This is a genomic window from Chryseobacterium caseinilyticum (assembly GCF_014837145.1).
GTDB lineage: Bacteria > Bacteroidota > Bacteroidia > Flavobacteriales > Weeksellaceae > Chryseobacterium > Chryseobacterium caseinilyticum.
In genome coordinates this window covers 413212-438240 of record NZ_JACYFS010000003.1, presented here as the reverse complement: position 1 = coordinate 438240, position 25029 = coordinate 413212, and the positions used below count along the sequence as shown (strand labels likewise).

The following is a 25029-nucleotide window of genomic DNA, read 5'->3' as shown; positions in this document are numbered from 1 at the left end:
AATAGTAAAAATACCAAAAATTGAATTTTAAAAACAGTATTTTCTCACGCTGATTTTGAAGGTTGAGCAGATTTTAAAGATTGTTTGGAAACTTCCAGCTCACATCACCCAGCTTTCCACCTTTTTACACCAAACTGTTCTTATCTGCGTAATTTAGTTTAAAGAAAATAAAAGTCATAATTGAGAATGCCAAAAGCGAACTTCCACCGTAACTGAAGTATGGCAACGGAATTCCTACCGTTGGAAACAAGCCCATCACCATCCCTAAATTGATGGAAAAGTGCATTAAAAGTATTGAGGCAAACGAAAACCCGAAAACTCTGTTAAAGGTTGATTTCTGCTTTTCTGCGAGGTAGTAAATTCTGCCGATAAAAACCATGTAACATAAAACCAGCACAGAACTTCCTACAAATCCCCATTCTTCGCCTACGGTACAGAAAATATAATCGGTTTCCTGTTCTGGAACAAATTTTCCCTGCGTAACAGAACCTTCCCGGTAGCCTTTGCCAAACATTCCGCCAGAACCGATGGCCGTTTTAGAATACAATAAATTATATCCTGAGGTATCTCTGAAGGCTTTTTCACCTTTGTATAAAACTTCAATTCTCTCTCTCTGATGTTTGGGAAGTTTTTCCAGAACATAAGGAGTTCCGAACGCCAAACCACACAGAAGAAGCAGTGAGCCTGCAATACCTGCAACAGAGATCACATCCCATGACATCCTGTGGTAATTTAAGAAAATAAATACCGCGTAAATTAAAACGATGACAATAACCACGTAAAGTGGATTTACGGCCAAAGAAATAAGAAAAACGCCGGCAAATAAACCTCCTATTCCAAACAGCCAGCCACTCAATCCTTCACGGTATAAAGCAATGAAAAAGGCCGTAAATACTAGCAAAGACCCCACATCTGGAATGGACAAAACCACAATGGCAGGAATTCCCACGATGGCTAAAGTTGTGATGAGCGATTTTCTATTTTTTAAATTAAATTCGGCACCCGAAACGTAGCTTGCGAGCATCAAGGCAGTACCTATCTTCGAAAATTCTACCGGCTGCATTGTAAATCCTCCGAATTTGTACCAGTTTTTCTGTCCTAAAATTTCGGTACCGAAAACATGTAATCCTGCGAGCATTAAAACTCCTCCTATATAGAAAATTGCTGAAAGGTTTTCGAAAAATTTACTTCTGCTGAAAAAAATAATTAAGCCTACAACTATTGAAATCCCGAAGAAAATTAATTGTTTTTCGCCCAACTTCTGGTCAACGCTGTAAATATTGGCGATGGCAAAGATGCACAGCAAAAAATACAGCCCGAGCCCCAACTTGTCTATTCCTTCTGTCCACTTCATAATTTCGGGTTTTTAGAAGTTTTTTTTGCCTTTTCTTTTTCCTGAAGTCTGGCTTTTTGTTTTTTTACCATTTCCAGGCTGTCCTGTATTTTTTTCAGTTTTAAAGAATCCGGTTTTGGATCTTTGTACAGACCTTTTCGTTTTAAATCCGCAATCCACTGACGTTTGTATTCAGGCATAAAGCTCGCAGTGACCATTTTTTTATAAAGATGTTCACGCTTCAGGTCTCCTGTAATGTATTTTTCTGCAATAACTGTACACGCCGGCCCTGCCCATGTTGCTCCAAATCCTGCATGTTCCATTACGGCGACCACTACAATTTTAGGCTTATCTGCAGGCGCAATTAAAACAAAAATGGAGTTGTCTTTCCCCTGCGGAACCTGTGCAGTTCCTGTTTTTGCTAACTGAGTGAACTCGGTGGATTTCAGACCTCTGGCTGTACCTGCAAGCACCACCGCTTCCATACCTTTTAAAACAGGCTCAAAATGTCTTGCTTCAACCAAAGTCTGATGTTTCTTTTTGAATCTTGGATCTGGATTAGGTTTCCCATCAATTGATTTCACGATATGAGGCGTGTAGTACCAACCACGGTTCGCAATTGCAGCCACATAATTTGCGAGCTGAATCGGCGTTACCAAAACATCACCCTGACCCATCCCGTTGTAAATCGCACCAGTCGGCATTTCGTCCCAGTTTTTAAAATCTACTTTCTGGGAACCATTCGCCTTCATAATTGCTTTGAAACGTTTTTCATAAAAATCCCCTGAAGGAATTCTGCCTTTTGCACCAACAGCAAAATCATTATTTAAAAACTCACCCACTCCAAAACTGCTCATGATCTTTTTCCATTCGTCAACTCCTTTGGATGGATTTCCCGGATATTTCTTGATGATCGCAATAAAAGCATAAGTGAAAAAACAGTTGCTCGAAACCTGAATAGAAGGAATCAGCGGATCAGCACCACCGTGACCTTTGATTCTTTTTCCTCTGTAGTAAAAACCGCCACCGCATGGGAAAATTGTTTTGTCAGTCATCACCCCCATCTGCATCGCTGCCAGAGCGGTCAGCAATTTGAAAGTAGATCCCGGAGGATAACCCGCCTGCAAAGATCTGTCGAACGTTGGTTTGTTTTCGTAAATGGTATCTTTTGAAAGTCGGTAAAGATTTTTTGACTTGTTGGGACCTGTAAAAAGATTGGGATCAATATCCGGACCGGTTGCTGCAACCAGAACTTCACCGTTGTTGGGATCTATGGCAACGACAGCTCCGTGTTTATCAACGAGCATTTCTTCAGCCATTCGCTGCAAATCGTAATCGATGGTTAGCGTAATGTCTTTTCCGGTAACAACCTCTTTATCCAAAGTTCCGTTTTTGTAAGGACCAACATTGCGGAGTTTAATGTCTTTCTGAATGTATTTTATGCCTTTAATTCCACGGAGATCTTTTTCGTAGGCTTTTTCAACACCACTTTTACCGATAAAATCTCCCGGAAGATAGTAGGTAGAATCTTTCTTGATCTCGCCATCGTTTACCTCATTCGTGTAGCCCAAAAGATTTCCTGAAGTAGAAACCTCGTACTGTCTCTGAGGTCTCGAAACAATGTTAAACGCAGGATATTTAAATATAATTTCCTGAACTCTTGCAATATCTTCCCTACTCAGATCCTTAAAGAAAGTCATTGGTGTGAGCTTGGAAAAATACTTTTCTTTTTTAATATTATTGATTCTTGTAATGAAATCCTGTTCTGTAATTTTCATTAAATTACAGAATGCAACGGTGTCAAAATCGGGTTTCATCAAAGCCTGAGTGAAAGAGATTTCGTAGGCTGGCTGATTTCCAACCAAAATTTTTCCGTTCCGGTCGAAGATTACGCCTCTTTGGGGAATAATGTATTCAGTTTTAATGGATGTATTGGCAGCGTTGAGTGCATATCTGTCAGTAAACAACTGCAAATACGAAAGCCTTGCTACGAAAATGAGAGCAATGACAACAAGAATGGAGAAGATTTTTAAATAGCGTGTATTCAAACTTTCTGTTTGATTTTAAAGATTAATGCGTAAATTATTATAAATATAAACGAAATTAAACTTGTAATCGATATATTGAGTAAAATTTCAAAAATTCTTGTGAACTTGAAAAACTCAATATACTGCACAAAAAGCTGGTGCAGGAAGATACTTGAAAATAAGAAAAGTAAAAACTGACTCCACTGCAAAGACTGGAATGAGAAAAAGTCTGTGGAAGTATCTGTAGATGTTCTGAAGATTAAGGTTCTGAAATAAGCGATAAGCGTTGTAGCAAAAGCATTATTTCCTCCGGAATGTAGAAAAGTATCAATGATAAAACCTAAAAGAAAGCTCAAAGCCAAAAACTGAAATTTATTTCTGAAAAACGGATAAAACATGACAAACGCCGGATAAATTACCGGGATGTATATTCCAAATAAGGTAATCTTATTGAGCACAAAAATCTGCAGTGCCACCAAAAATGCCATGATCAAAAGGTCGGTAAATATCGTTCTGCTAATCATGTTCTTTGTTAATTACAGCCTGCATGGTATCCTGAATTCTCTGCACTTCTGCTTTTTTCAGGTTTTTAACCACATAAATTTTACTTAGAGCACCCATTTTTTCACTCAGTTCCACCGAAATATCCCAGAAACCGGTTTGGTTATCAACAGAATATCCTGCCACTTTCCCAACCATAACTCCCTGAGGGAAAATCGCTGATTTACCGTCTGTTACAATGGTATCCCCCACTCTGATAGAAACATATTTCGGAATATCTGAAAGATGCATTGTTCGCGAATTGTCGCCCTTCCAGGTAAGCGTTCCAAAGTAGCCTGACTTTTTCAGAGCAGCATTAATTCTGATTTTATTCACACTTAAAACCGACTGTACCAGCGCATAGGATTCTGTGGAATTTATTACAATTCCCGCAATTCCTTTCGGTGCCATGACACCCATTTGAGGAAGTACTCCGTCTCGTTTTCCGCGGTTGATGGTGAAGTAGTTATTTCTTCTGTTGATGCTGTTAAAAACAATGTCACCATCTACAAAAGTATAGATTTGCCCATTGCCTAGTGTATCGTGTACCTTTCTGAACATCGGGTTTTTGTTGTAGCCTTTTCCGTAGAGCTGCGTCATCAGCATTTTATTCTGAGCCACGAGATCTTCATTAGTCTGCTTGAGTTTCAGATAAGAAACCCCCTCGTCAATATAGCCGGAAACCCACGCATTAAAGGCCGCACTTTGACCTGCGAGCCACGATTTCTGCATTGCGTTTTTAGAAAATATCAGAACAAGAGCAATGATCTGCAGAAAAATAAAGAAGATAAACAAAGAGTTCTTCGAAAAAATTCTCAGCAAAAATCCCATTCAGATAAAAGGTCGTAAAAAGTTAAAATTATTTAATTAAGAAATTGAATTTATCCATATTCTTAAGTGCGATACCGGTACCTCTTACAACAGCTCTCAAAGGATCTTCAGCAACAAAAACCGGAAGACCTGTTTTCTTGTGAAGTCTGTCTGCCAAACCTCTCAGCAAAGCACCACCACCAGCAAGATAAATACCTGTTTTGTAGATATCAGCCGCTAATTCCGGAGGAGTAAGTGATAAAGTTTCCATTACAGAATCTTCAATTCTGATGATTGATTTATCCAGAGCGCGGGCAATTTCTTTGTAACCAACCATAATTTCTTTTGGTTTACCTGTAATAAGGTCTCTACCCTGTACCGGGATATCGTCGATATCCACATCAAGATCTTCAACTGCAGAACCTACTTCGATTTTCACTCTTTCAGCAGTTCTTTCTCCGATATATAAATTGTGATGCGTTCTTAAAAAATAAGCAATATCATTGGTAAATACGTCACCTGCAATTTTCACAGATTTATCGCAGACAATGCCACCTAAAGCAACAACAGCGATTTCAGTAGTACCACCACCGATATCGATAATCATATTACCCTCAGGCTTTTGAACATCAATACCAACTCCGATTGCAGCTGCCATTGGTTCGTAAATCAAACGTACTTCTTTTGCGTTAACTTTTTGGGCAGAATCTCTTACCGCTCTTTTTTCAACCTCAGTAATTCCTGAAGGAATACAGATTACAATTCTTAAAGCAGGCTGAATAAACTTCCCTTTAATCCCGGGAATTTTTTTGATAAATTCTTTAATCATGTGCTCCGAAGCATGGAAATCAGCAATCACCCCATCCTTCAAAGGACGGATGGTTTTGATATCTTCGTGCGTCTTACCCTGCATATGTTTTGCCTGCTCACCTACTGCAATCGGCTTTCCTGTGGAACGCTCAATGGCTACTATAGATGGTTGATCAATAACAATTTTATTATTATGTATGATAAGAGTATTTGCGGTTCCTAAGTCTATCGCAATTTCCTGCGTAAACATATCGAATATGCCCATAATTTTTCTGCTGGTTTAAGTTTACAAAGATATAAATTTAACATCAGTCATAAAGTCTCATTTTAAATAATTTGGTTAAAATTTTATTAAATTTTGAAACTTCCTTTAACAGCTGACAAGTTAATCTTCAATAGATTTTTCTTTGTTTATCATCATTATAAATAGCTTTTCACGATATTTATCATTTACTAAATCACAAAATCCTTTGATAAAAAAGAATTAAATTTGCACCTGTTTATGATACAGTATTCTAAAGTACATCAGACATCCAATTTTGCCGTGCTGTCAATCAGTTACGAGAAGGCTGATGTAGAGACAAGAGGAAAATTTGCATTTTTTGATGAAAACATCAAGAGTTTTGTTACCAAAGTTCACGAGCAGGATCTTGGTGACGCATTCGTTGTGTCTACCTGCAACCGTACAGAAATTTACACCACAACCAACAATTACCTTCTCATCGCCGAAGAATACTGTAAAACCATCGATGTACAGCTGACCGATTTTTTACAGTTTGCGAATATCCTCACAAAAGAAGAAGCACTGAAACACCTTTTCCGTGTAGCAGCCGGACTGGAAAGTCAGATTATCGGTGATTTTGAAATTATCGGACAGATCAAAAAAGCGTATGCCCGTTTTAAAAGAGAAAGAAAAAATTCAAATCCATTTTTAGAAAGGTCAATAAATTCCGCGATTCAGATTTCAAAGAGAATAAAAAACGAAACGGGAATTTCGAACGGTGCAGCTTCGGTTTCTTACGCTGCCGTTCATTACATTTTAAATAATCAGAAAAGAATTACAGAGAAAAATATTCTCCTTCTTGGCGTTGGTGAAATCGGACAAAACACGGTTGAAAATTTAGTAAAACACGTTTATCAGCCAAAAATAAAAATAGCCAACCGGACTCAGGAAAAAGCAGCTAAAATTTCTGAGAAATACAATATCCCGAATATTGATTACAGTGATTTCGAAAAGGAATTGGCGAATACAGATATTCTCATCGTTGCCACCGGAGCAAAAACACCGATCATTAACAAAACGCATCTCGTAAACGGAAAGGAAATTTTAATTATCGACCTTTCAATTCCGCATAACGTTGATAAAAATGCTTCCGAACTTGAAAATGTGACATTAATTGATGTTGACGAACTTTCAAAACAGATTCAGGAAACCATTCAGCAAAGAGAAAAAGAAATCCCGAAAGCGGAAGTCATTATTAAAGAAATGACCAAAGATTTTCTTGAATGGGAAAAAAAGAGAAAACTGGCGCCCAACATTCATCACTTCAAAGCCGTCCTGAAAAACATGGAACGCAATGAAATGCACAACTTTTACAGAAAAAATAAATACATCGACATCAACGATATGGAACTTTCTGAAAAAATGATTCAGAAAATCACCAACCGTTTTGCGAAATACATCATCGACAATCCTTTAAAGGCAGAAGAAATCAGCAAACTGATGCACGAAATTTTAGTGGAACAACCCAACAATGAATTCAATGAAAAACATTAGAATAGGAACAAGAAAATCTGCACTCGCACTTTGGCAGGCAGAGGAAGTGGCAGAAAAACTGCAGGAATTAAATTACACAACCGAGATTGTTCCGATTGTTTCTTCAGGTGACAAAAACCTCACGCAACCCCTTTATTCATTGGGAATTACCGGTGTTTTCACAAGAGATTTAGATATTGCTTTACTGAACGACGAAATTGATATCGCTGTGCATTCCCTGAAAGATGTTCCTACAAAACTTCCCGAAAACATCGAGATCGTTGCCTGCCTTGCAAGAGATTTCCCTCAGGATGTTTTAATCAGAAGAAAATCTGCTGCCAATAAAGAATTGCACGAACTTAAATTAGCGACAAGCAGTTTAAGAAGAAGAGCTTTCTGGCTGAAACAGTATCCCGAAACGGAATTTTTTGACATCAGAGGAAACATTCAGACCCGACTTCAGAAACTGGAGGAGCAGGATTTTGATGCGACAATTTTATCACTGGCCGGAATCAAAAGGATGAAGATGGAAATCGATTATGAATTCCTTCCGATGATGATTCCTGCTGCCTCGCAAGGTGTTGTGGCAGTTGCCGGACATTCGGAGAAGAAAGAGATCAACGAAATTTTAGCTAAAATCAATCACATGGAAACCCAAATCTGTGTGGAAATTGAAAGAAATTTTCTCAGCACGCTGGAAGGTGGCTGTACCGCTCCGATTGGTGCTTTCGCAGAAAGGTTTGAGGATAAAATCAGATTAAAAGCCGCACTCTGTTCGCTCGACGGAAAAAACTACATCGCCACCGACGAAAGTTTTGATTTTAATGAAGAAGAAAATTTCGGAGCAAAATTTGCAAACATCGTTTTGGAAAATGGTGGAAAAGAACTGATGGCGGAGATTAAAAATCAGATCTGACAATTTAAAATTTAAGATTTAAGATTTAAGATACAATATCGCTATTGAAACAGTAAGATTTTCAGCTTTGAAGGTTTTTCAAGAAAATTTCTGGCGAAATTCATTTAAGAGACTGCTTGATTACGATTTGATTTAAATCTTAACATTTCTTTATATTTCAGATTCTGTATTGTTTGGATTTAATTTTTGAACTTTACAGAAATTCTATCTTCAAATTTCCTACTGATGAAAAAATATCTTTCCATACTCATTCTTCTGTTTTTTTTCTTTACTGTCAATGCTCAGAATCAGTTTGCTCAAAAATTATCTGATGCTGCATTAAGTTTAACGAAAGATCGTGTCGTTTACGATCCCGCTTACTTTTCAATCAAATATCCGAACGGAGATGTTCCTGCTGACAAAGGTGTTTGTACAGATGTTGTCATTCGCGCGTACAGAAAAATAGGAATTGATCTTCAGAAGGAAGTACATGAAGATATGAAAAAAAACTTTTCAAAATATCCCAAAAACTGGGGTTTGAAAAGACCTGACACGAATATTGACCATCGAAGAGTTCCTAATTTAAGAGTGTTCTTTGCCAAATTCGGAAAATCAAAATCTATCGAAACCAACCCGGCACTCTACGCTCCCGGAGATATCGTGACGTGGCTTCTTCCAGGAAATTTAACGCATATCGGAATTGTAGTCAACAAAAAATCAACGGACGGAAAACGGTATTTAATTGTTCACAATATCGGTGGCGGACAGGTCATTGAAGACTGTCTGTTTAAATTTACGGTTACGGGACATTACCAATATTCTAAATAATTTATAATGAAAAAGGTAATTTTCCTTCTCTTTATATTTGTTTTAAATTTCAGTTCTGCACAGAATTCAGGTTTAAAAATTGTCGAAAAACCCATAAATTATTCACCGGAAAGAATCCGGTTAAGTCTGGAATATTTACAGGATCATCATGGTTTGATTCAGAAAACACCTACAATCGTTCCCAAAATGATTGTTTTGCATTACACCGCAGGCGGAACTGTTGAAAGCAATTTTAAATATTTCAACAACACACATCTTGAAAGTGCCAGAAATACTTTAAAAAAACAAAGCACGCTCAACGTTTCCTCACAATACATCATCGACAGAGACGGCACGGTTTACCAACTGATGGAACCGAATCAATTTGCGAGGCATACGATTGGTTTAAACTACTGCGCCATCGGCGTTGAAAATATAGGTAGTAAAAGTCAGCCACTCACAGATAAACAAGTGGAAGCAAACGCGCAATTAGTCAGATATTTAACTCAAAAATATAAAATCGAATACCTCATCGGCCACTCAGAATACGGAGTTTTCAGAAATTCAAAATTGTGGAAAGAATCTGATCCGAAATATTTTACAGGAAAAGAGGATCCCGGAAAAGAATTTATGAATAAAGTGAGACAGAAAGTTTCAGATTTGAAATTAAAAGATAAACCATAAAATTATTTTTGTAAAATACTTAAGCCTTAGCTGAGTGAAACGCCTTTGCGAACTTAAAAATATACGCATAGAAATCAAAAAAAACCTTTTCGCTCTTTGCATTAAAAAACAATGAACATTTTATTTACCAAAAATTCAGACAAAGAATACATTTCCGAAAAGCTCGGAAGTGCATTTTCATTTGACTGTATTGAGGTCATCAAAATAAAATCCCTACCTGTAAAAAGTTTTGATTTAAAAGGCAATTCACTGATTTTTACAAGTGCAAACGGTGTAAAAAGTTTTTTTGAAAACGGTTTTATGCCCGATGAAGATTTTACATCAAAAAACTACAACAAAATTTACTGTGTCGGCGAAAAAACCAAGAGAGAACTTAGGAAAAACGGTTTCGGAACTTTTAAGGTTTTAAAAAATGCAGAAACGCTTTTAAAATTTATTACTGAAAAGTGTTCACAGGAAAAATTTATTCATTTCTGTGGAAATCTCGCGCTCGATGTGTTGGATAAGAAACTTCCGCTGCAAAATATTCAGTATAAAAAAGTGGTGGTTTATGACACAGAAGAACTCAATCCGGCAATTACTGAGAAATATCACGCTATAGTTTTTTTTAGCCCAAGCGGAGTTCGTAGTTTTGCGAAAAATAATTCTCTGGACAATACACTCCTTTTTTCGATTGGAGAAACGACCTCCAATGAATTAAAAAAATTTACTGATAATAAAATTTTTACCAGTAGAAAAAACAATTTAGAAGATTTATTAAAAATGCTGTCGGCAAACTTGAGCTTTTAAAGCCATGAGCCAGAAGCCAAAAGCTAAGTTATGATTAAAAACGACCTATATTTAAAAGCACTTCGTGGCGAAACTGTAGAAAGACCGCCGGTTTGGATGATGAGACAGGCAGGCAGATATTTACCGGAATTCATTGCACTTCGCGACAAATACGACTTTTTTACGAGATGCCAGACTCCTGAACTGGCTTCCGAAATCACCGTTCAGCCTATCAGAAGATTTCCTTTGGATGCAGCGATTTTGTTTTCGGACATTCTGGTAGTTCCTCAGGCGATGGGAATTGATTTTAAAATGAAAGAATCTGTCGGACCTTGGTTGGATGAACCCATCAGAACTGCAGAACAGGTTGAAAATGTGGTAGTACCTGATGTGAACGATACTTTAGGATACGTTTTCGACGCCATTGAAATGACTTTGGAAAAGCTGGACAATGAAATTCCTTTGATTGGATTTGCCGGCTCACCATGGACGATTTTATGTTACTGCATCGAAGGAAAAGGTTCTAAAGATTTTAATATTGCTAAATCGTTCTGTTTCCTGCAAACCGAAGCTGCGCATAAATTATTACAGAAAATTACAGATACAACGATTGCTTATCTGAAAAGAAAAGTTGAAAAAGGCGTTTCTGCGGTTCAGGTTTTCGATTCATGGGGCGGAATGCTTTCTCCACAGGATTATCAGGAATTTTCATGGCAGTACATCAACCAGATTGTTGAAGCTTTGGCACCGTTAACGCATGTTGTAGTTTTCGGAAAAGGATGCTGGTTTGCATTGGAAGATATGACAAAATCTAAAGCTTCTGCATTGGGCGTTGACTGGACGATCACACCTGAACTTGCGAGAAAATTCACCAACAATTCTGTGACTTTACAGGGAAATTTTGACCCATCAAGACTGCATTCAACTCCTGAAACGATTAGAAAAATGGTTCATGAGATGATCAACCGTTTTGGGAAAGACAGATATATTGCCAATTTGGGACACGGGATTTTACCGAATATTCCTTTGGAAAATGCGGAAGCGTTTATCAGAGCTGTGGTGGATTGGAAGCCGAATAATTAAATGAGTTCTAATATTGATTTATCTGAGCTCAAAGAAGTTTTTAACTTTGAATATTTTGAAACTTATTCTTTACAAAGAGGTTCAGACTATGAAAAAGTTATCCTCGAAAAAGAGGAACTTTATAATCAACTCATCAACAAATCAAAACTTGAAAATTTAAGTTTAGAAGAAAATCTTGAACTGGAAATTCTAAATTCACTGTTAAATAATACTCAGTTTTTATTTGATAAAAATCGCAAACTTCACTTTTCTGCAGAAAAACTGAATAGGTTTTACCCGCATGAAAATGAGTCAGAAGAATTAATTAAAATACTTCAAATTAAAACTGAAAAAATACCGTCATGGATGTGCGGACCGGTTTATCGTGATGCGATCGTCTTTTATGACAGGGAAAATGAGATTCGTGAGGTTTTAAATATTTGCTTTTCCTGCGAATTTATCCAAAACTTAAATCAGGATTTTATAGATGTTGACGAAAGCGTTTATGACGGTTTAAAACAACTCTTATTGAGCTTTGGACATAAGATTAAAGCTGATGAATAACAAAAATCCCTTTCAAAATAATTTTGAAAGGGATTTTTAATCTGTATAAACTTATTTTGTTTTTGCTGAAACAATGTAGTCGTACACCCACTGATGCTGTTCATCATTAAGTCTTGCTTTAGGCGCCATGGAATTCATAATTCCAACCCATTCCACTGAAGTAAAATCATCTGGTTTTGGCAGACCGTGACATTTTTTGCAAGAATTTTCAAAAATTGTTTTCCCTTGAGCCAATTGTTCAGAAGTACTTGCTGCTGCTGCAGGAGCTGTAGTTGTTGCAACCGCTTTTGGTGTACACGACGCGAAAAGCAATGCTGCTAACAGAGAAGTTCCTATGAGTTTTTTCATTTTATTATTATTTAATAAACAAAATTAGTCTTTCAGTTTTTAATCTGTATTCCCAAAACTTAATTTAGAAGCATTAAAATTAAGATCAGGCACAAAGCTTTTTTGTTTTTAATTTTTATATTTTTGAACCGATGAAAATCTCTACACAGGAACTTTTCGACGGAATACGATCGGGCGACAAACGCCTGATCGGCAAAGCCATCACTTTGGTTGAAAGCAAAAAAGCCGAACACCGAAAGCAGGCGGAAGATCTGCTAAAACAGATTATGCCTTTCACCGGAAAATCTGTTCGTGTTGGAATTACAGGGGTTCCCGGTGCAGGAAAATCTACTTTCATTGAAAATTTTGGTCTGTTAGCGATTTCAAAAGGTAAAAAAGTTGCTGTCTTGGCCATTGACCCAAGTTCAGCAATTAACAAAGGGAGTATTCTGGGCGACAAAACCAGAATGGAAGAATTGACTAAACAAGAAAATGCTTTCATCAGGCCTTCTCCGAGTTCTGGATTTTTGGGAGGTGTTGCCAATGCCACTTTTGAAACGATGTTGATCTGCGAAGCAGCAGGTTATGATTATATTTTAATTGAAACTGTTGGTGTAGGGCAATCTGAAATTCTGGTTGCAGATATTACTGATGTTTTTTTATTTTTAAAAATTATTGGTGGCGGAGATGAACTTCAAGGTATCAAACGGGGAATTATGGAAATGACCGATGTTATTTTTATTAATAAAGTTGATGAAGACAATCTTCAAAAAGCTAAAAACACAAGACTTGAACTGAAACGGGCTTTGGATTTTATTCCTCCAAAAGAGAAAGACTGGAAGGTACAGATTTTATTAGGTTCAGCATTAAATAATCAAGGATTGGAAGATGTTTTTGAAAAAATAAATGATTTCATTTCATTAAAAAAGAAATCTGACAGATTTGAACTGGTAAGAAAACAACAGTCTGAAAAACGCTTTGAATATTGGGTTCAGGAATATATTTTAGCTTCACTGAAGAAAAACACAATGTTTGAAGAAGCGTATTTTCAGCACAAAAAAAATGCTTCAGAACAGATTTCAAATCCAAGCTCTGAAGCAAAATTATTTGTTGATAAATTTCTTAAAGATGAAAATTAGAGCTTTTCTTTTTCAGTTTCAATTTCTGTTTTCGAAATATACCCGTCGTATGAAATAGGCTGTCTGTCGTTGCTTTTTACTGATACAAGTGCGCCCCCGTCTTTGAAAACCTCAATGTAAATATCACTTACATTGTTCACATCTTTTGGTTGAATTCTGTAAACCCACTTTCCTTTTTTCTTTTGAGTCTTTTCAATTTTAAAATCCTTTGAGGTAAATCTGTAACTGTTGTTATTTGAATTACCATAAGTTGGATTAAACACTCTCCCAAAATATGGAAGAACGACTTCTAATTCATTTTTTTTGATGCTAAAACCATAACCTTGGCCTTGCAGTTGAAACATTCTCATCGCCGGTGCATTTGGCAACGAGTTAGCGATGTTGATAACATCATAATTGGTTGGGTTGGCTCTTTCGGCATGAAAACTGAACTCGTCAGAATTGATCAACGCATCTGTCTGTACCTGAGTCATCTTTTGGCCATTCATGTGTTGGTAATTTAAGATAAATCCAAACATCAGAATAAATACAATATATTTTTTCATAATTTTATATAAATAGATTAGCATTAAACATAACAAATTTTATGCTAATATAATGTTTGTTTTCCGTTTGGAATAAATATTGTAAGACTGCAATTATTAACACTCGAAACAATGAAAACTAAATTCTTTTTAGGAATGGGCGCTGCTGTTTTTGCAGTTGCTGCTTGTACTACAAATCCTATTACAGGGAGGTCTTCGCTACAGTTGGCGAACAATTCTGAGATTCTTACGATGGCTTCTCAGGAATATAAAACTACACTTACAGGTTCTAAAGTTGTAAAAGGAACTGCCGATGCAAACAAAGTTGTAAATGTAGGTAACAGAATAAAAAACGCAGCCGAAAAATATTATACCAGTATCGGAAGACAAGCTGACTTGGTAAGCTACGCCTGGGAATTTAATTTAATTCAGGATAAACAGATCAATGCATGGTGTATGCCCGGCGGAAAAGTTGCTGTTTATACAGGAATTTTACCAATTACAAAAGACGATACGGGATTGGCAGTAGTAATGGGTCATGAGGTCTCTCATGCACTAGCAGGCCATGGAAATGAGAGAATTTCTCAATCGATGGTCGCTCAGTATGGCGGACAGATCTTAGGTGGTTCTATTTCTAATGCGCAATGGGCAAAAGTTTTCGAAACAGCTTACCCAATCGGATCGCAAGTGGCACTATTAAAATATGGTAGAAATCAGGAATCTGAAGCAGATCAAATGGGATTGTATTTAATGTCGATGGCAGGATATGACCCAAGACAGTCTATCCCTTTCTGGCAGAGAATGGAAGCTGCTTCAACCGGTGCAAGACAGCCGGAATTCCTTTCCACTCACCCGAATCCGGAAACGAGAATTTCAGGTTTAAATAAAAATCTACCGCAGGCTTTGGAATATTACAAAGCGGCAGGAGGAAAACTTTAAACATAGAATATTGCCTGATTTTATTTGAAATCAGGCTTTTTTAATCCTTATTAAATTTAAAACAATGAAAAATTTATCAATAACAGGAATTATACTTTTAGCTTTGGCAATATTGCTTTTTTACCTTACAACTGACGGTTTTACCACTGAAGAAATTGGTTTACCTCATGTGATGGGCGTAATGGGTGGCGTCGGCATCGGGTTAATCATCGGTGGAATTGTAGGCTACTCCAGTAAAGGCAGCGCGATAAAAGAAGAACAACGGAGAAAAGAATATAAACAGCTTCAGCAGGAAAAAGCTGAAATGGAACTTAAAGCACAGCAAATCGCACAGCGGGAAGCAGAGCTCAACAGAGAACAAAACAGAAATCCTCAAGTTTAATTTGAGGATTTTTTATTTTTAAATTTAAATCAGATTAGAATTTATATCCAACGCCGACCATAAAAAGGTTAGCCCGGTTGTCATAACGAATGGTTTCTGTATTCTGAGCACCTCCTACTTTTCTCACAAAGTCTCTTTGATCTTTCGTTAAAGCACCTTCATACTTTGCATTCAATATAAGGCTTTTCAATTCTACCTGTGCACCAAACTGATAACCTACTGTAAACTGGTTTTTAGAATTTTCCACAAAATCATTGTAAGTATCTTCCTTGGCTAAATTGTAGCTCATCACAGGACCAATAAACACTCCAAGCGTGTTTCCTAAAACCTTATGCCCCACCAAAAGCGGAACATCTAATCTGTTGTTTTTCACATCAAAAGTGGTGTTGGAAACCGGATCTGTGAATTCGTTTTTAAATGTTGTGTAGTACACCTCAGGCATTGCAAAAAATCCTAATGGCAAATCTACTTTTACAGAAAGACCTACGTTGAAACCAACATTATTACTTCCTTTGTTTTCAAATGCAGCAGTGGCAGAATTTGAAATATTTTTCCATGATGGCGAACCTGTCGGAAAGATTAAATTGGCCTTTCCAGCTAATGAAATCTGTGCAGACGCTGCCATTGAAATTCCTACTAAAGCGATGCTAAGAACTTTTTTCATTTTCGTCAATATTAGTGATTGTATTTTCAATCGTTTTATTATTTTCAAGTAAATACTCCCTCAATTCTTTGAATAACTCTGATGAATAAACGAAATCGATCAGATTTTTATTGCCTGCAGTGATGAGTATGTCTTTGTCTCCCTCCCATTCTTTAATTCCTAATCTGAGATAAACGATTTTCTGACCAATCGTCATTACAGAGTTCATATCGTGGGTGTTGATAATGGTTGTAGTGTCGTACTCCTGCGTAATTTCCACCAAAAGATCGTCAATAACATTTGATGTATATGGGTCTAATCCTGAATTAGGCTCATCACAGAACAGATATTTGGGATGGTTTACAATTGCTCTGGCAATCGCCACACGTTTCTGCATTCCTCCTGAAATTTCAGATGGAAACTTTCTGTTGGCTTTATCTAAATGTACTCTTCCGATTACCTCGAAAACCCTTCTTTTCTTCTCTCTAAAAGTAAGATTGGTAAACATATCGAGCGGAAACATAATATTTTCTTCCACCGTCATGGAGTCAAAAAGTGCACTTCCCTGAAATAATGTTCCGATTTCTGAACGAAGTTGCTGCTTCTCTTCACGGTTCATCACATTGATGTCTCTTCCGTCAAATAAAATTTCTCCTGATGATGGCTGAAAAACATTCAATAAACTTTTAAGAAAAACCGTTTTACCCGATCCACTTTGTCCGATGATCAGGTTTGTTTTGCCTTTTTCGAAAGTGGTTGAAATTCCTTTAAGCACTTCAACATCACCAAAACTCTTTTTAAGATTTTTTACCTCTATCATCAACTTAGTATTAATTGTGTTAAAAGTAATTCGGAAATAATGATGAAAACCATCGTCCAAACTACCGCCTGTGTACTTGCTCTACCAACCTCTAATGAACCACCTTTCACATTATATCCGAAGTATGAAGGAACTGTAGCAATTACGAAAGCAAAAACAATTGTTTTGGAGAAAGCATAATAGATGAAAAGGTTGGGCATATACATTTGGATTCCGGTAATATAATCTGCCGTTGTCCAGCTACCGGTGATCATACCTGCGATATAACCTCCACAGATACCGAAAACGATACTTATTGCAATCAGAATAGGGTTAAAAATAAGACAGGCGAGAATTTTAGGTAAAATCAGAAAATTAGGCGAATTGACCCCCATGATATCCAATGCATCAATTTGCTCAGAAACACGCATGGTTCCTATGGTTGATGCGATATAAGAACCTACTTTTCCGGCCAAAATCAAACTGATAATGGTAGGTGCAAATTCGAGTACTAAAACAGCTTTGGTTGCGTACCCTACAAAAGCAGGTGGAATTGGGAATGAAGATGCATCAAAATTATTAAACATCTGAATGGCAACAACAGCTCCCACAAATATCGATGTGAAGATGACCAACCCGAACGAATTCACGCCCAGATCATTGATCTCCCGCATAAACAGCTTCCAGAAAACCCTCATTTTCTGGGGCTTCTGAAGAGATTTACCGATAAGGATCATGTATTCTCCTATGGCTGTAAAAAACTTTTTTAACATTCTGCTAAATTATACTATTTTTATTTAAATACTTGACCCTGAAATTAAGATTAGCACACAAGAACTAATCTTTCAAAGGCATTTTAACCTGCTTTTTTATCTCCTGTACAAACGAGGAAAACGGTTTTTAAAATGATCACAAGATCCAGAACAAAACTCCAGTTTCTCACGTAAAAAGCATCTGCCAAAACTCTTTTGTTCATTTCAACTTCCACATTACCATCATCGCCACGAAGACCGTTGACCTGAGCGAGACCTGTAATGCCAGGATTGACCAAGCTTCGGAGACTATATCTTCCTATTTTCTGCTTGTAGTGATTATCTACCGCAAGCATGTGTGGTCTTGGTCCTACAACAGACATTTCTCCTTTCAAAACATTGATGAATTGTGGCAACTCATCAAGACTTGATTTTCTCAATAACTTTCCTATTTTTGTAATTCTTATATCATTCTTTTCAGTCGTTTTGGTGGAAGAATCATCATTTACAACCATCGTTCTGAATTTTAAACAACAAAAAACTTTTTCATGAAAACCATATCTTTTTTGAATAAAAAAAACAGGTCCTTTTGAGGACAGTTTAATCAAAATGGCAATCAGGGGAAACATCCACGAACAGATGAATAGCAAAACAAAGACCGAAAAAACAATATCGAAAGTTCGTTTAAGAATTAAGTTTGAAAAATAGTCCAGAGGATATTTTGTCTGCTTTAAAACAGGCTGCGTTTTGATGTATTCGAGATCATAAAGGAAAAATTCGTTTTGCGAAATCGATGGCACCATCGTAACATTTACCTTATTCTCTTCAGCGAGACTGAAAATTTCTTCTTCAGTTTTCTTATCTATTGAATTTTGGGTAGGAATAAATACGGTATGAATACCTTTTTCTTTCCAAAACAACGTCATTGAATGAGGCGAAAACGATTGACTGTAATCAAAAATCCTGTATCCATAATCTCTTCTTTCTTCCAGAAAATTTTTCAGAACCTCAGTAGATGTATTTTCTTCCAGGAACATGATGTTTCTGTTATTGACACCACGTGATCTCAAATATTTAATTCCGAAATAAATGACAGATTTTGAAATCATTACGAAAACAAACAGATACAGTGAAAGCCAAGCCAACTCACTTCTGAAGAATTGATTATTACTCACTTTCCGAATAAGAACCAAACCTATTACAAACAGCACGAATTGGGCAATAATTCGCTCTGTGAATAGAGTATAAGTTAAATTTCGGGGAATGTTGTAAATCTTCGTTCGCCCGCTCAGGAGCAACCAAAAGGAAACCAGCAGAAGTAACGGAAAAGAGTTTTCATACCAAAGATTTACATCGTGAATAAGATCTGAATTTCGGCTTACATAAAAAAAAATGAACACCGATGCCAGCACCAGAAGGTCTAGCAGAACAATGATCATTTTTAAATATCTGGAATACCGGATTCTCTGCATCGTACACTGAATACTTATCGGCTAAGATAACGAATTTTTAAGGGATATTCAAGTATTTATGCGTTTGCACAGATGCCTGCCAACGCGGATTTGCGAGAATAAAATCTGTAATTTTAGGATAGATTTCTTCACGCTTGCTCCATTCACTCTGAAGATATAATCTGCAGTTTTCAGAAACTTTTGCAGCTTGCTCTTCAGCGAATTTTAAATCATTATTATTAAAAACAATAACTTTCAACTCGTGCGCTTTCTGATAGATTTCTTCTTTCGGCAATCCAGTTTTCTTTGGTGAAAGCGTAATCCAGTCCAGCTGTCCGCTCATCGGATAAGCTCCCGAAGTTTCGATGTGAACGGTACAGCCTAATTCCTTTAATTTTCCAGTTAATACATCCAGATTCCACATCAAAGGTTCGCCACCTGTTAATACAACAATTTTACAGTGTTTCGCAGCTGTCTCTGCAATTTCCTCAGCATTCATTAAAGGGTGAAGGGTAGGATCCCAGCTTTCTTTCACATCACACCAGTGGCAGCCGACATCGCAACCTCCCAGTCTGATGAAGTATGCTGCTTTTCCTGTATGCGCACCTTCGCCCTGAATAGTGTAAAAATGCTCCATCACCGGGAGCATTTTACCTTCTTTTAATAATATATCTTCTACTAAATCCATTTTAAATTAGTCGTTATAGACTGAAGTTTTGTAGGCAATGATGGTGTTTTTCATCAACATCGCTCTCGTCATAGGACCTACTCCTCCCGGAACCGGCGTGATCCAGCTTGCTTTTTCTGCACAGCTGTCAAAATCTACATCACCTGCCAGATAATATCCTTTTGGAGAATCGTCATCTACTCTTGTAATTCCTACATCCACGATAACCGCTCCGTCTTTGATCATTTCACCTTTCAAAAAGTGTGGATCTCCCAAAGCGGTAATCACGATATCTGCTTTCTTCGTGTATTCTTCTATGTCTTTTGTGTAAGAGTGTGTCAAAGTAACGGTAGAGTTTCCTGGAAAATCTTTTCTTCCCATCAGAATACTCATTGGTCTTCCCACAATCTTGCTTCTTCCGATAATAACACAGTCTTTACCTTTTGTTTCGATATTGTATCTTTCCAGTAAAGTTAAAATTCCGAATGGTGTGGCCGGTAAAAATGTATCCATTTCCAAAGCCATTTTCCCGAAGTTTGTCGGGTGGAAACCGTCAACATCTTTCCTTGGATCGATTGCATTGATAATTTTTTCCTGATCAACCTGATCGGGTAACGGTAACTGAACGATAAAACCGTCAACCGCTTTTGATCTATTTAATTCATCGATTTTCTCCAACAATTCAGACTCAGAAACCGTGCTTGGAAATTTCACTAAGCTCGATTGAAAACCAACTTCCTCACAATCTTTCACTTTTGCGTTAACATAAGCTTTACTCGCACCATTGTTTCCAACAAGAATGGCTACCAAATGCGGTGCTCTTCTTTTGCTTGCAATGATTTTATCAACTTCAACCTTGATTTCTGCTTTTATTTCTTTGGAAACTTTTAATCCGTCAAGAATTTCTGCCATTTTTACTTTTATTTTTTACTTTAATTAGATTTTAAGTCAGTTCTAGCTATAATTCAAAATATTAATGCATCGTATTTTTAAAGCCAATAGCAATAAGCTAGATGCTAAAAGCTATTTATTTATTTGATTTATAGTAATTAATCAACCCATTTGTAGAACTGTCATGAGAACTGATGGACTCACTATTTTTCAGTTCAGGTAAGATTTTATTCGCTAAAACTTTTCCTAATTCCACTCCAAATTGGTCAAAACTGAAAATATTCCAAATTACACCTTGTACAAATATTTTGTGTTCATACATTGCAATTAACTGACCTAAAGAAAAAGGAGTTAATTCTTTGATTAGCAATGAGTTTGTAGGCGTGTTTCCGTGGAAGACTTTGTAATTTAATAAGAAGTCAATTTCTTCTTCAGATTTTCCGGATGCTTTCAATTCAGCCTCCACTTCTTCTTCGTTTTTACCGAAAGCCAGGGCTTCAGTCTGTGCAAAGAAGTTAGCCAACAATTTATCCTGGTGGTCAGAAACTTCATTCGGACTTTTCGCATACGCAATAAAATCTGCAGGAATCAATTCTGTTCCCTGGTGGATTAACTGATAGAAAGCGTGCTGTCCGTTAGTTCCCGGCTCGCCCCAAATGATTGGTCCCGTTTCATATTCCACAAATTCACCGTTTCTGTCTACACATTTTCCGTTGCTTTCCATGTCTCCCTGCTGAAGATAGGCTGCAAAACGGTCAAGATATTGAGAGTAAGGTAAGATCGCCTGCGTTGTTGCTGCGTAAAAATTACGGTACCAAATACCTAAAAGCCCCATCAAAACAGGAACGTTCTCAGAAAAATCTGCCGTCTGGAAATGCTGGTCCGTATTTTCAGCACCTTTTAATAACTGTTCGAAATTGTCATATCCTACTGCAAGCACGATACTTAAACCGATCGCGCTCCACAATGAATATCTTCCGCCAACCCAATCCCAGAATTCGAAGATGTTTTCTTCTGCTATTCCAAAGTCTTTAACGGCTTGAACATTAGTTGATAAAGCTACAAAATGTTTTGCTACGTCATCCTGTTTTCCGGCTTTCAAAAACCAGTCTTTTGCAGAATTGGCATTCGTCATTGTCTCCTGAGTGGTAAACGTTTTCGAAGCGATGATGAATAAGGTGGTTTCAGGGTTTAAATTTTTCACCACTTCAGCGATATGATTTCCATCCACATTCGAAACGAAGTGGACATCAAGTCTTGTTTTAAAATGCTTTAAAGCAGAAACCACCATCACAGGACCCAAATCTGAACCACCGATTCCGATATTCACCACATCGGTAATTTCTTTTCCGCTAAAACCTTTGTGATTTCCTGAAATTACGTTTTCAGAAAAAGATTTCATGTGATTTAGAACTCTTTTGATTTGTGGTTTGATGTTTTCACCGTCGACCAATATTTCTTTATCAGAAAAATCTCTTAATGCAGTATGCAAAACCGCTCTTCCTTCTGTTTCATTGATTTTATCTCCTGAAAACATCTTCGTAATAGCATCCCTTAACTGACATTCTACTGCAAGATTCAGCAATAATTCTTTCGTTCTTGCATCAATTAAATTTTTAGAATAATCGAAAAGATAATTTTCTTTTTTAATTGAAAACTCTTCAAAACGTTTCGGATTGTACTGAAAAAGACTTCTCAGTTCAAAATCGCTGTCGCCAAAATGTTCATCGAGAGAGATCCAGCTATTGGTTTGAGTAGGGTTTATTTTAGATAGCATAGTGTAAGTTTAAAATTAAATTTAAAAGATTTTGTGAAGAAAATTCCTTTAAATTCTTTCTGATAAATTTTGATTTGCAAATTTACGGAATTTCGGGCAATGATGTTAATTGTGGATTAAAAATCAGTTTGTGGATTTTATAATTTAATTTTAGAAAATTTCGACAATAGAATCTGATGACATGGATTGAATAAAAAATCTTAGATTTGAATTGATAAATTAAATCAATCTTTAAATGCTAAACAGAAGAACATTCATCAAAAAATCATCACTCGGATTGGGATTCTTTGCAATGCCAACTTCTGCAATATTTTTATTTGAAAACGATTTTACATCCAAAAGACCTAAATTATCCGACCGAAAATTCAGTTCAGAAGCCGTTGAAAACGCTATTAAAAATATTAAAAAAACGATTACAGATCCTGAACTGGCGTGGATGCTTGAAAACTGTTTTCCCAATACTTTAGATACAACTGTAAAATATTATCAGAAAAACAACAAACCTTTCACGTACGTAATTACGGGAGATATCGATGCAATGTGGCTTCGGGATTCTTCGGCGCAGGTTTATCCGTATTTGAGTCTGGCCAATGAAGATGAAAAATTAAAAAAATTATTGAAAGGCGTTATTAATAAACAGGTTGAGTGCGTTCTGCTTGATCCTTATGCCAATGCATTCTTTGATGATGCCAGCGAAATCAGCGAGTGGAAAGATGATTTAACGGAAATGAAACCCGGAATTCACGAGCGAAAATGGGAAGTAGATTCTTTGTGCTACGTGATGCGTCTTTCATACAATTACTGGAAAACGACAGGCGATTCCTCTGTTTTTGATTCTGAATGGAAAAAAGCAATGCTTTTAATTCTGAAAACATTTATAGAACAGCAGAGAAAAGATTCAAAAGGGCCGTACAAATTTCAGCGGGCAAACGGAAATTCTTTAGATACACAGTTTGCGGGCGGTTACGGAAATCCAACAAAGAAAGTCGGATTGATTCATTCGATGTTCAGACCGTCTGACGATGCTACTTTTTATCCGTTTTTGGTTTCCTCGAATATGTTTGCAGTGGTTTCACTGAGGGAAACGGCTGAGATTTTTTCTACAGTTTTAAAAGATGAAAATTCCGCTTCTCAATTCAAAAATTTAGCTAAAGAAGTGGATGAAGCCATTCAGAAATACGCGATTCTGAATCATCCCACAGCCGGCAAAATCTACGCTTTGGAAGTTGACGGTTTTGGAAATGCTCTGTTTATGGATGATGCGAATGTTCCGAATTTACTTTCGATTCCGTACTTAGGTTACGCTTCAAAAGATGATGAAGTCTATCAGAATACCAGAAAGTTTTCACTAAGCCAAGCAAATCCATGGTTTAGCGAAGGAAAATTTGCCAAAGGAATAGGCGGTCCGCACATTGGCGAGAATAAAATCTGGCCTTTGGGATTGATTATGCAGGCGCTTACGACAGATAACGACGCAGAAATTATTTCCTGTCTGAAAATGATTAAAGCCACGCACGCAGGAACCGGATTTATTCACGAATCTTTCGATGTAGATAATCCTAAAGACTTTACAAGATCATGGTTTGCATGGGCCAATACTCTTTTTGGCGAACTGATTTTACATCTTCATAAAACGAAACCGGAAATTCTGAAAAGAAAGTTTTAAAACAAAAAACCTCCGCAAATGCGAAGGCTCAGAAAAATCTATGTTGATAACCTAAAGGTTAGGATGCCGAATTATGTTCTTTTGTCTGCTGAATTCTATTGTTAGATTTGTTTTTTCGGTAAAAGTAAAATCCGATAACAACAATTAATACAATTGGCCAAACAGTAACCAATCCCACCAAAATTCTCTGAATGAGATAAAAGCCCTCCACGAAAGCGTTTTTCACATCATACAGGAAATTAAATTTATATTTATTGTCGATATTTTTTGTGTTGGTCACTGCAATTTCCGCAATACGGAGCTTAGGTTCTTTGATGTAAATATCAACTGTACTGTACTTCAGATTGTTGGCCACATCCATGTTGGCGAGTTGCTGCTGGTTTTCTTCAGACATATTTTCATCGCTCAAATTTACTTTGTCTTTGTTTGTTTTGAGCTGAGTGATATTTTCGCCGGTTTTTTTAGTTCTTTTCCCTTCCAATTCTGCATATTTAATGTTGGCAGTAACGTCTTCTGCGTTGATAACTCTTGAATTCAGGAAAAGTTTTTTGCTGTTGATCAGTGTTAAAAATTCGCCCAGCTTTTCTGTAGGTATACGAACCTGCATTGTATTTTCCGTCTGATATTTCTTGACCAACATCGCTTCTTCATTGGATGTGTTGAATGTTTCTTCCGAAAAGACATTGCTTTGAAGATTGCTGTGTGTAACAAATCCACCAAGCTCCTGTACTGATTTTTCCAGAGAAGTGGTTGCTTCGTACACGTCTTTAACTTCCATGTTGACGTTTGCTGTTTTGATGAACTGTTTGTCTTTTACAGACATTGTAGCAGCCGAAGAAATGCTGTCTGTCGTGGTGAAATCTTTGGATTCTGCTGCAATTTCACTTGCCGTAGCTTCGCCTTTTTTGCATGAATAAATTCCGAGTAAAAGAGCTGTTGCGATGCTTAATTTAATGTAAGTCGTTTTCATATTTTATATTTTTGATGTTTATAAATAATTGAATTCTTTACGATAG

26 protein-coding genes are annotated in these 25029 nt (G+C 36.9%); 11 read left to right on the top strand and 15 right to left on the bottom strand.

Annotated elements, in window-relative coordinates; all coding sequences use genetic code 11:
• Window positions 1-124: 124 nt before the first annotated feature.
• Genes rodA through IC610_RS12725 form a run of 5 tightly spaced genes read right to left on the bottom strand, consistent with a single transcriptional unit; the run spans window position 125 to window position 5785 of the window.
• Window positions 125-1354 (bottom strand): rod shape-determining protein RodA, encoded by a 1230-nt coding sequence (gene rodA, locus IC610_RS12745; protein ID WP_191737199.1) that lies wholly within the window; start codon window positions 1352-1354, stop codon window positions 125-127.
• Complete coding sequence (locus IC610_RS12740; RefSeq protein WP_191737198.1) at window positions 1351-3381, bottom strand: peptidoglycan D,D-transpeptidase FtsI family protein; 2031 nt, start codon at window positions 3379-3381, stop codon at window positions 1351-1353. The genes rodA and IC610_RS12740 overlap by 4 nt, the downstream gene beginning before the upstream one ends.
• Window positions 3378-3884: a hypothetical protein gene (locus IC610_RS12735; protein ID WP_056082624.1), complete on the bottom strand. Its 507-nt coding sequence runs from the start codon at window positions 3882-3884 to the stop codon at window positions 3378-3380. The genes IC610_RS12740 and IC610_RS12735 overlap by 4 nt, the downstream gene beginning before the upstream one ends.
• Window positions 3877-4731 (bottom strand): rod shape-determining protein MreC, encoded by an 855-nt coding sequence (gene mreC / locus IC610_RS12730; protein WP_191737197.1) that lies wholly within the window; start codon window positions 4729-4731, stop codon window positions 3877-3879. Before mreC ends, IC610_RS12735 begins: the two co-directional genes overlap by 8 nt.
• A gap of 28 nt (window positions 4732-4759) precedes the next feature.
• Window positions 4760-5785, bottom strand: coding sequence for a rod shape-determining protein (locus IC610_RS12725; RefSeq protein ID WP_056082629.1), 1026 nt, complete (start codon window positions 5783-5785; stop codon window positions 4760-4762).
• A 237-nt stretch (window positions 5786-6022) separates the two neighbouring features.
• On the opposite strand from IC610_RS12725, the gene hemA reads away from it, so the two are divergent.
• From hemA to IC610_RS12690, 7 genes are all read left to right on the top strand, one after another.
• Entirely contained in the window at window positions 6023-7297 is a 1275-nt protein-coding gene (hemA, locus tag IC610_RS12720; RefSeq protein WP_191737196.1) for a glutamyl-tRNA reductase, read from the top strand.
• A complete protein-coding gene (gene hemC, locus IC610_RS12715) occupies window positions 7284-8192 on the top strand; it encodes a hydroxymethylbilane synthase (protein WP_191737195.1) in 909 nt (302 codons plus the stop codon). Before hemA ends, hemC begins: the two co-directional genes overlap by 14 nt.
• Window positions 8193-8417: 225 nt before the next feature.
• Complete coding sequence (locus tag IC610_RS12710) at window positions 8418-8999, top strand: DUF1287 domain-containing protein (RefSeq protein WP_191737194.1); 582 nt, start codon at window positions 8418-8420, stop codon at window positions 8997-8999.
• A gap of 6 nt (window positions 9000-9005) precedes the next feature.
• Entirely contained in the window at window positions 9006-9662 is a 657-nt protein-coding gene (locus IC610_RS12705) for a peptidoglycan recognition protein family protein (protein WP_191737193.1), read from the top strand.
• A gap of 111 nt (window positions 9663-9773) precedes the next feature.
• Window positions 9774-10451, top strand: coding sequence for a uroporphyrinogen-III synthase (locus IC610_RS12700; RefSeq protein WP_056082643.1), 678 nt, complete (start codon window positions 9774-9776; stop codon window positions 10449-10451).
• A 30-nt stretch (window positions 10452-10481) separates the two neighbouring features.
• On the top strand, window positions 10482-11513 hold the full coding sequence (hemE, locus tag IC610_RS12695) for a uroporphyrinogen decarboxylase (RefSeq protein ID WP_191737192.1): 1032 nt from the start codon (window positions 10482-10484) through the stop codon (window positions 11511-11513).
• Window positions 11514-12056: a hypothetical protein gene (locus IC610_RS12690; RefSeq protein WP_191737191.1), complete on the top strand. Its 543-nt coding sequence runs from the start codon at window positions 11514-11516 to the stop codon at window positions 12054-12056. It begins immediately after the preceding gene.
• 51 nt (window positions 12057-12107) lie between these two features.
• Here IC610_RS12690 and IC610_RS12685 read toward each other — a convergent pair whose 3' ends face one another.
• On the bottom strand, window positions 12108-12404 hold the full coding sequence (locus IC610_RS12685; protein ID WP_191737190.1) for a cytochrome C: 297 nt from the start codon (window positions 12402-12404) through the stop codon (window positions 12108-12110).
• Between the two features lie 131 nt (window positions 12405-12535).
• On the opposite strand from IC610_RS12685, the gene meaB reads away from it, so the two are divergent.
• Window positions 12536-13522 (top strand): methylmalonyl Co-A mutase-associated GTPase MeaB, encoded by a 987-nt coding sequence (gene meaB, locus IC610_RS12680; RefSeq protein ID WP_191737189.1) that lies wholly within the window; start codon window positions 12536-12538, stop codon window positions 13520-13522.
• On the opposite strand, the gene IC610_RS12675 is transcribed toward meaB, so the two are convergent.
• Window positions 13519-14067: a DUF4251 domain-containing protein gene (locus IC610_RS12675; protein WP_191737188.1), complete on the bottom strand. Its 549-nt coding sequence runs from the start codon at window positions 14065-14067 to the stop codon at window positions 13519-13521. The genes meaB and IC610_RS12675 overlap by 4 nt on opposite strands.
• A 111-nt stretch (window positions 14068-14178) precedes the next feature.
• On the opposite strand from IC610_RS12675, the gene IC610_RS12670 reads away from it, so the two are divergent.
• Together IC610_RS12670 and IC610_RS12665 are read left to right on the top strand one after the other, a co-directional pair.
• Window positions 14179-14985: a M48 family metallopeptidase gene (locus IC610_RS12670; protein ID WP_191737187.1), complete on the top strand. Its 807-nt coding sequence runs from the start codon at window positions 14179-14181 to the stop codon at window positions 14983-14985.
• 64 nt (window positions 14986-15049) lie between these two features.
• Entirely contained in the window at window positions 15050-15367 is a 318-nt protein-coding gene (locus tag IC610_RS12665) for a hypothetical protein (protein WP_056082660.1), read from the top strand.
• Window positions 15368-15401: 34 nt separating this feature from the next.
• Here IC610_RS12665 and IC610_RS12660 read toward each other — a convergent pair whose 3' ends face one another.
• From IC610_RS12660 to pgi, 7 genes are all read right to left on the bottom strand, one after another.
• Entirely contained in the window at window positions 15402-16031 is a 630-nt protein-coding gene (locus IC610_RS12660) for an outer membrane beta-barrel protein (protein WP_191737186.1), read from the bottom strand.
• Window positions 16015-16830 carry an ABC transporter ATP-binding protein gene (locus tag IC610_RS12655; RefSeq protein WP_191737185.1) on the bottom strand — a complete coding sequence of 272 codons (816 nt, stop codon included), beginning with the start codon at window positions 16828-16830 and terminating at the stop codon, window positions 16015-16017. The genes IC610_RS12660 and IC610_RS12655 overlap by 17 nt, the downstream gene beginning before the upstream one ends.
• A complete protein-coding gene (locus IC610_RS12650; protein WP_191737184.1) occupies window positions 16830-17582 on the bottom strand; it encodes an MlaE family ABC transporter permease in 753 nt (250 codons plus the stop codon). Before IC610_RS12650 ends, IC610_RS12655 begins: the two co-directional genes overlap by 1 nt.
• 83 nt (window positions 17583-17665) lie before the next feature.
• The gene (locus IC610_RS12645) at window positions 17666-19000 is read right to left on the bottom strand and encodes an exopolysaccharide biosynthesis polyprenyl glycosylphosphotransferase (RefSeq protein WP_228462916.1); all 1335 of its coding nucleotides are present in this window, start codon (window positions 18998-19000) and stop codon (window positions 17666-17668) included.
• A 70-nt stretch (window positions 19001-19070) separates the two neighbouring features.
• Entirely contained in the window at window positions 19071-19700 is a 630-nt protein-coding gene (locus tag IC610_RS12640; RefSeq protein ID WP_191737182.1) for a 7-carboxy-7-deazaguanine synthase QueE, read from the bottom strand.
• A gap of 6 nt (window positions 19701-19706) precedes the next feature.
• Window positions 19707-20591, bottom strand: coding sequence for a bifunctional 5,10-methylenetetrahydrofolate dehydrogenase/5,10-methenyltetrahydrofolate cyclohydrolase (locus IC610_RS12635; protein WP_191737181.1), 885 nt, complete (start codon window positions 20589-20591; stop codon window positions 19707-19709).
• 115 nt (window positions 20592-20706) lie between these two features.
• Window positions 20707-22347, bottom strand: a complete 1641-nt coding sequence (gene pgi, locus IC610_RS12630; RefSeq protein ID WP_191737180.1) for a glucose-6-phosphate isomerase — start codon at window positions 22345-22347, stop codon at window positions 20707-20709.
• Window positions 22348-22582: 235 nt separating this feature from the next.
• On the opposite strand from pgi, the gene IC610_RS12625 reads away from it, so the two are divergent.
• A complete protein-coding gene (locus IC610_RS12625) occupies window positions 22583-24013 on the top strand; it encodes a glycoside hydrolase family 125 protein (protein WP_191737179.1) in 1431 nt (476 codons plus the stop codon).
• A gap of 58 nt (window positions 24014-24071) precedes the next feature.
• Here the strand turns inward: IC610_RS12625 and IC610_RS12620 are convergent, their stop codons facing one another.
• Complete coding sequence (locus tag IC610_RS12620; protein ID WP_191737178.1) at window positions 24072-24983, bottom strand: DUF4349 domain-containing protein; 912 nt, start codon at window positions 24981-24983, stop codon at window positions 24072-24074.
• Window positions 24984-25029 lie beyond the last annotated feature (46 nt).

Bases quoted from the DNA above. Each gene is read 5' to 3' on its own strand.
- IC610_RS12635 (WP_191737181.1), bottom strand. From the start codon at position 20,591: ATGGCAGAAATTCTTGACGGATTAAAAGTTTCCAAAGAAATAAAAGCA.
- IC610_RS12685 (WP_191737190.1), bottom strand. From the start codon at position 12,404: ATGAAAAAACTCATAGGAACTTCTCTGTTAGCAGCATTGCTTTTCGCG.
- IC610_RS12710 (WP_191737194.1), top strand. From the start codon at position 8,418: ATGAAAAAATATCTTTCCATACTCATTCTTCTGTTTTTTTTCTTTACT.
- IC610_RS12625 (WP_191737179.1), top strand. From the start codon at position 22,583: ATGCTAAACAGAAGAACATTCATCAAAAAATCATCACTCGGATTGGGA.
- IC610_RS12665 (WP_056082660.1), top strand. From the start codon at position 15,050: ATGAAAAATTTATCAATAACAGGAATTATACTTTTAGCTTTGGCAATA.
- hemE (WP_191737192.1), top strand. From the start codon at position 10,482: ATGATTAAAAACGACCTATATTTAAAAGCACTTCGTGGCGAAACTGTA.
- IC610_RS12650 (WP_191737184.1), bottom strand. From the start codon at position 17,582: ATGTTAAAAAAGTTTTTTACAGCCATAGGAGAATACATGATCCTTATC.
- IC610_RS12670 (WP_191737187.1), top strand. From the start codon at position 14,179: ATGAAAACTAAATTCTTTTTAGGAATGGGCGCTGCTGTTTTTGCAGTT.
- IC610_RS12655 (WP_191737185.1), bottom strand. From the start codon at position 16,830: ATGATAGAGGTAAAAAATCTTAAAAAGAGTTTTGGTGATGTTGAAGTG.
- hemC (WP_191737195.1), top strand. From the start codon at position 7,284: ATGAAAAACATTAGAATAGGAACAAGAAAATCTGCACTCGCACTTTGG.
- IC610_RS12675 (WP_191737188.1), bottom strand. From the start codon at position 14,067: ATGAAAAAATATATTGTATTTATTCTGATGTTTGGATTTATCTTAAAT.
- IC610_RS12700 (WP_056082643.1), top strand. From the start codon at position 9,774: ATGAACATTTTATTTACCAAAAATTCAGACAAAGAATACATTTCCGAA.
- pgi (WP_191737180.1), bottom strand. From the start codon at position 22,347: ATGCTATCTAAAATAAACCCTACTCAAACCAATAGCTGGATCTCTCTC.
- IC610_RS12705 (WP_191737193.1), top strand. From the start codon at position 9,006: ATGAAAAAGGTAATTTTCCTTCTCTTTATATTTGTTTTAAATTTCAGT.
- hemA (WP_191737196.1), top strand. From the start codon at position 6,023: ATGATACAGTATTCTAAAGTACATCAGACATCCAATTTTGCCGTGCTG.
- IC610_RS12725 (WP_056082629.1), bottom strand. From the start codon at position 5,785: ATGGGCATATTCGATATGTTTACGCAGGAAATTGCGATAGACTTAGGA.
- meaB (WP_191737189.1), top strand. From the start codon at position 12,536: ATGAAAATCTCTACACAGGAACTTTTCGACGGAATACGATCGGGCGAC.
- rodA (WP_191737199.1), bottom strand. From the start codon at position 1,354: ATGAAGTGGACAGAAGGAATAGACAAGTTGGGGCTCGGGCTGTATTTT.
- IC610_RS12660 (WP_191737186.1), bottom strand. From the start codon at position 16,031: ATGAAAAAAGTTCTTAGCATCGCTTTAGTAGGAATTTCAATGGCAGCG.
- IC610_RS12640 (WP_191737182.1), bottom strand. From the start codon at position 19,700: ATGGATTTAGTAGAAGATATATTATTAAAAGAAGGTAAAATGCTCCCG.
- mreC (WP_191737197.1), bottom strand. From the start codon at position 4,731: ATGGGATTTTTGCTGAGAATTTTTTCGAAGAACTCTTTGTTTATCTTC.
- IC610_RS12735 (WP_056082624.1), bottom strand. From the start codon at position 3,884: ATGATTAGCAGAACGATATTTACCGACCTTTTGATCATGGCATTTTTG.
- IC610_RS12645 (WP_228462916.1), bottom strand. From the start codon at position 19,000: ATGATCATTGTTCTGCTAGACCTTCTGGTGCTGGCATCGGTGTTCATT.
- IC610_RS12690 (WP_191737191.1), top strand. From the start codon at position 11,514: ATGAGTTCTAATATTGATTTATCTGAGCTCAAAGAAGTTTTTAACTTT.
- IC610_RS12620 (WP_191737178.1), bottom strand. From the start codon at position 24,983: ATGAAAACGACTTACATTAAATTAAGCATCGCAACAGCTCTTTTACTC.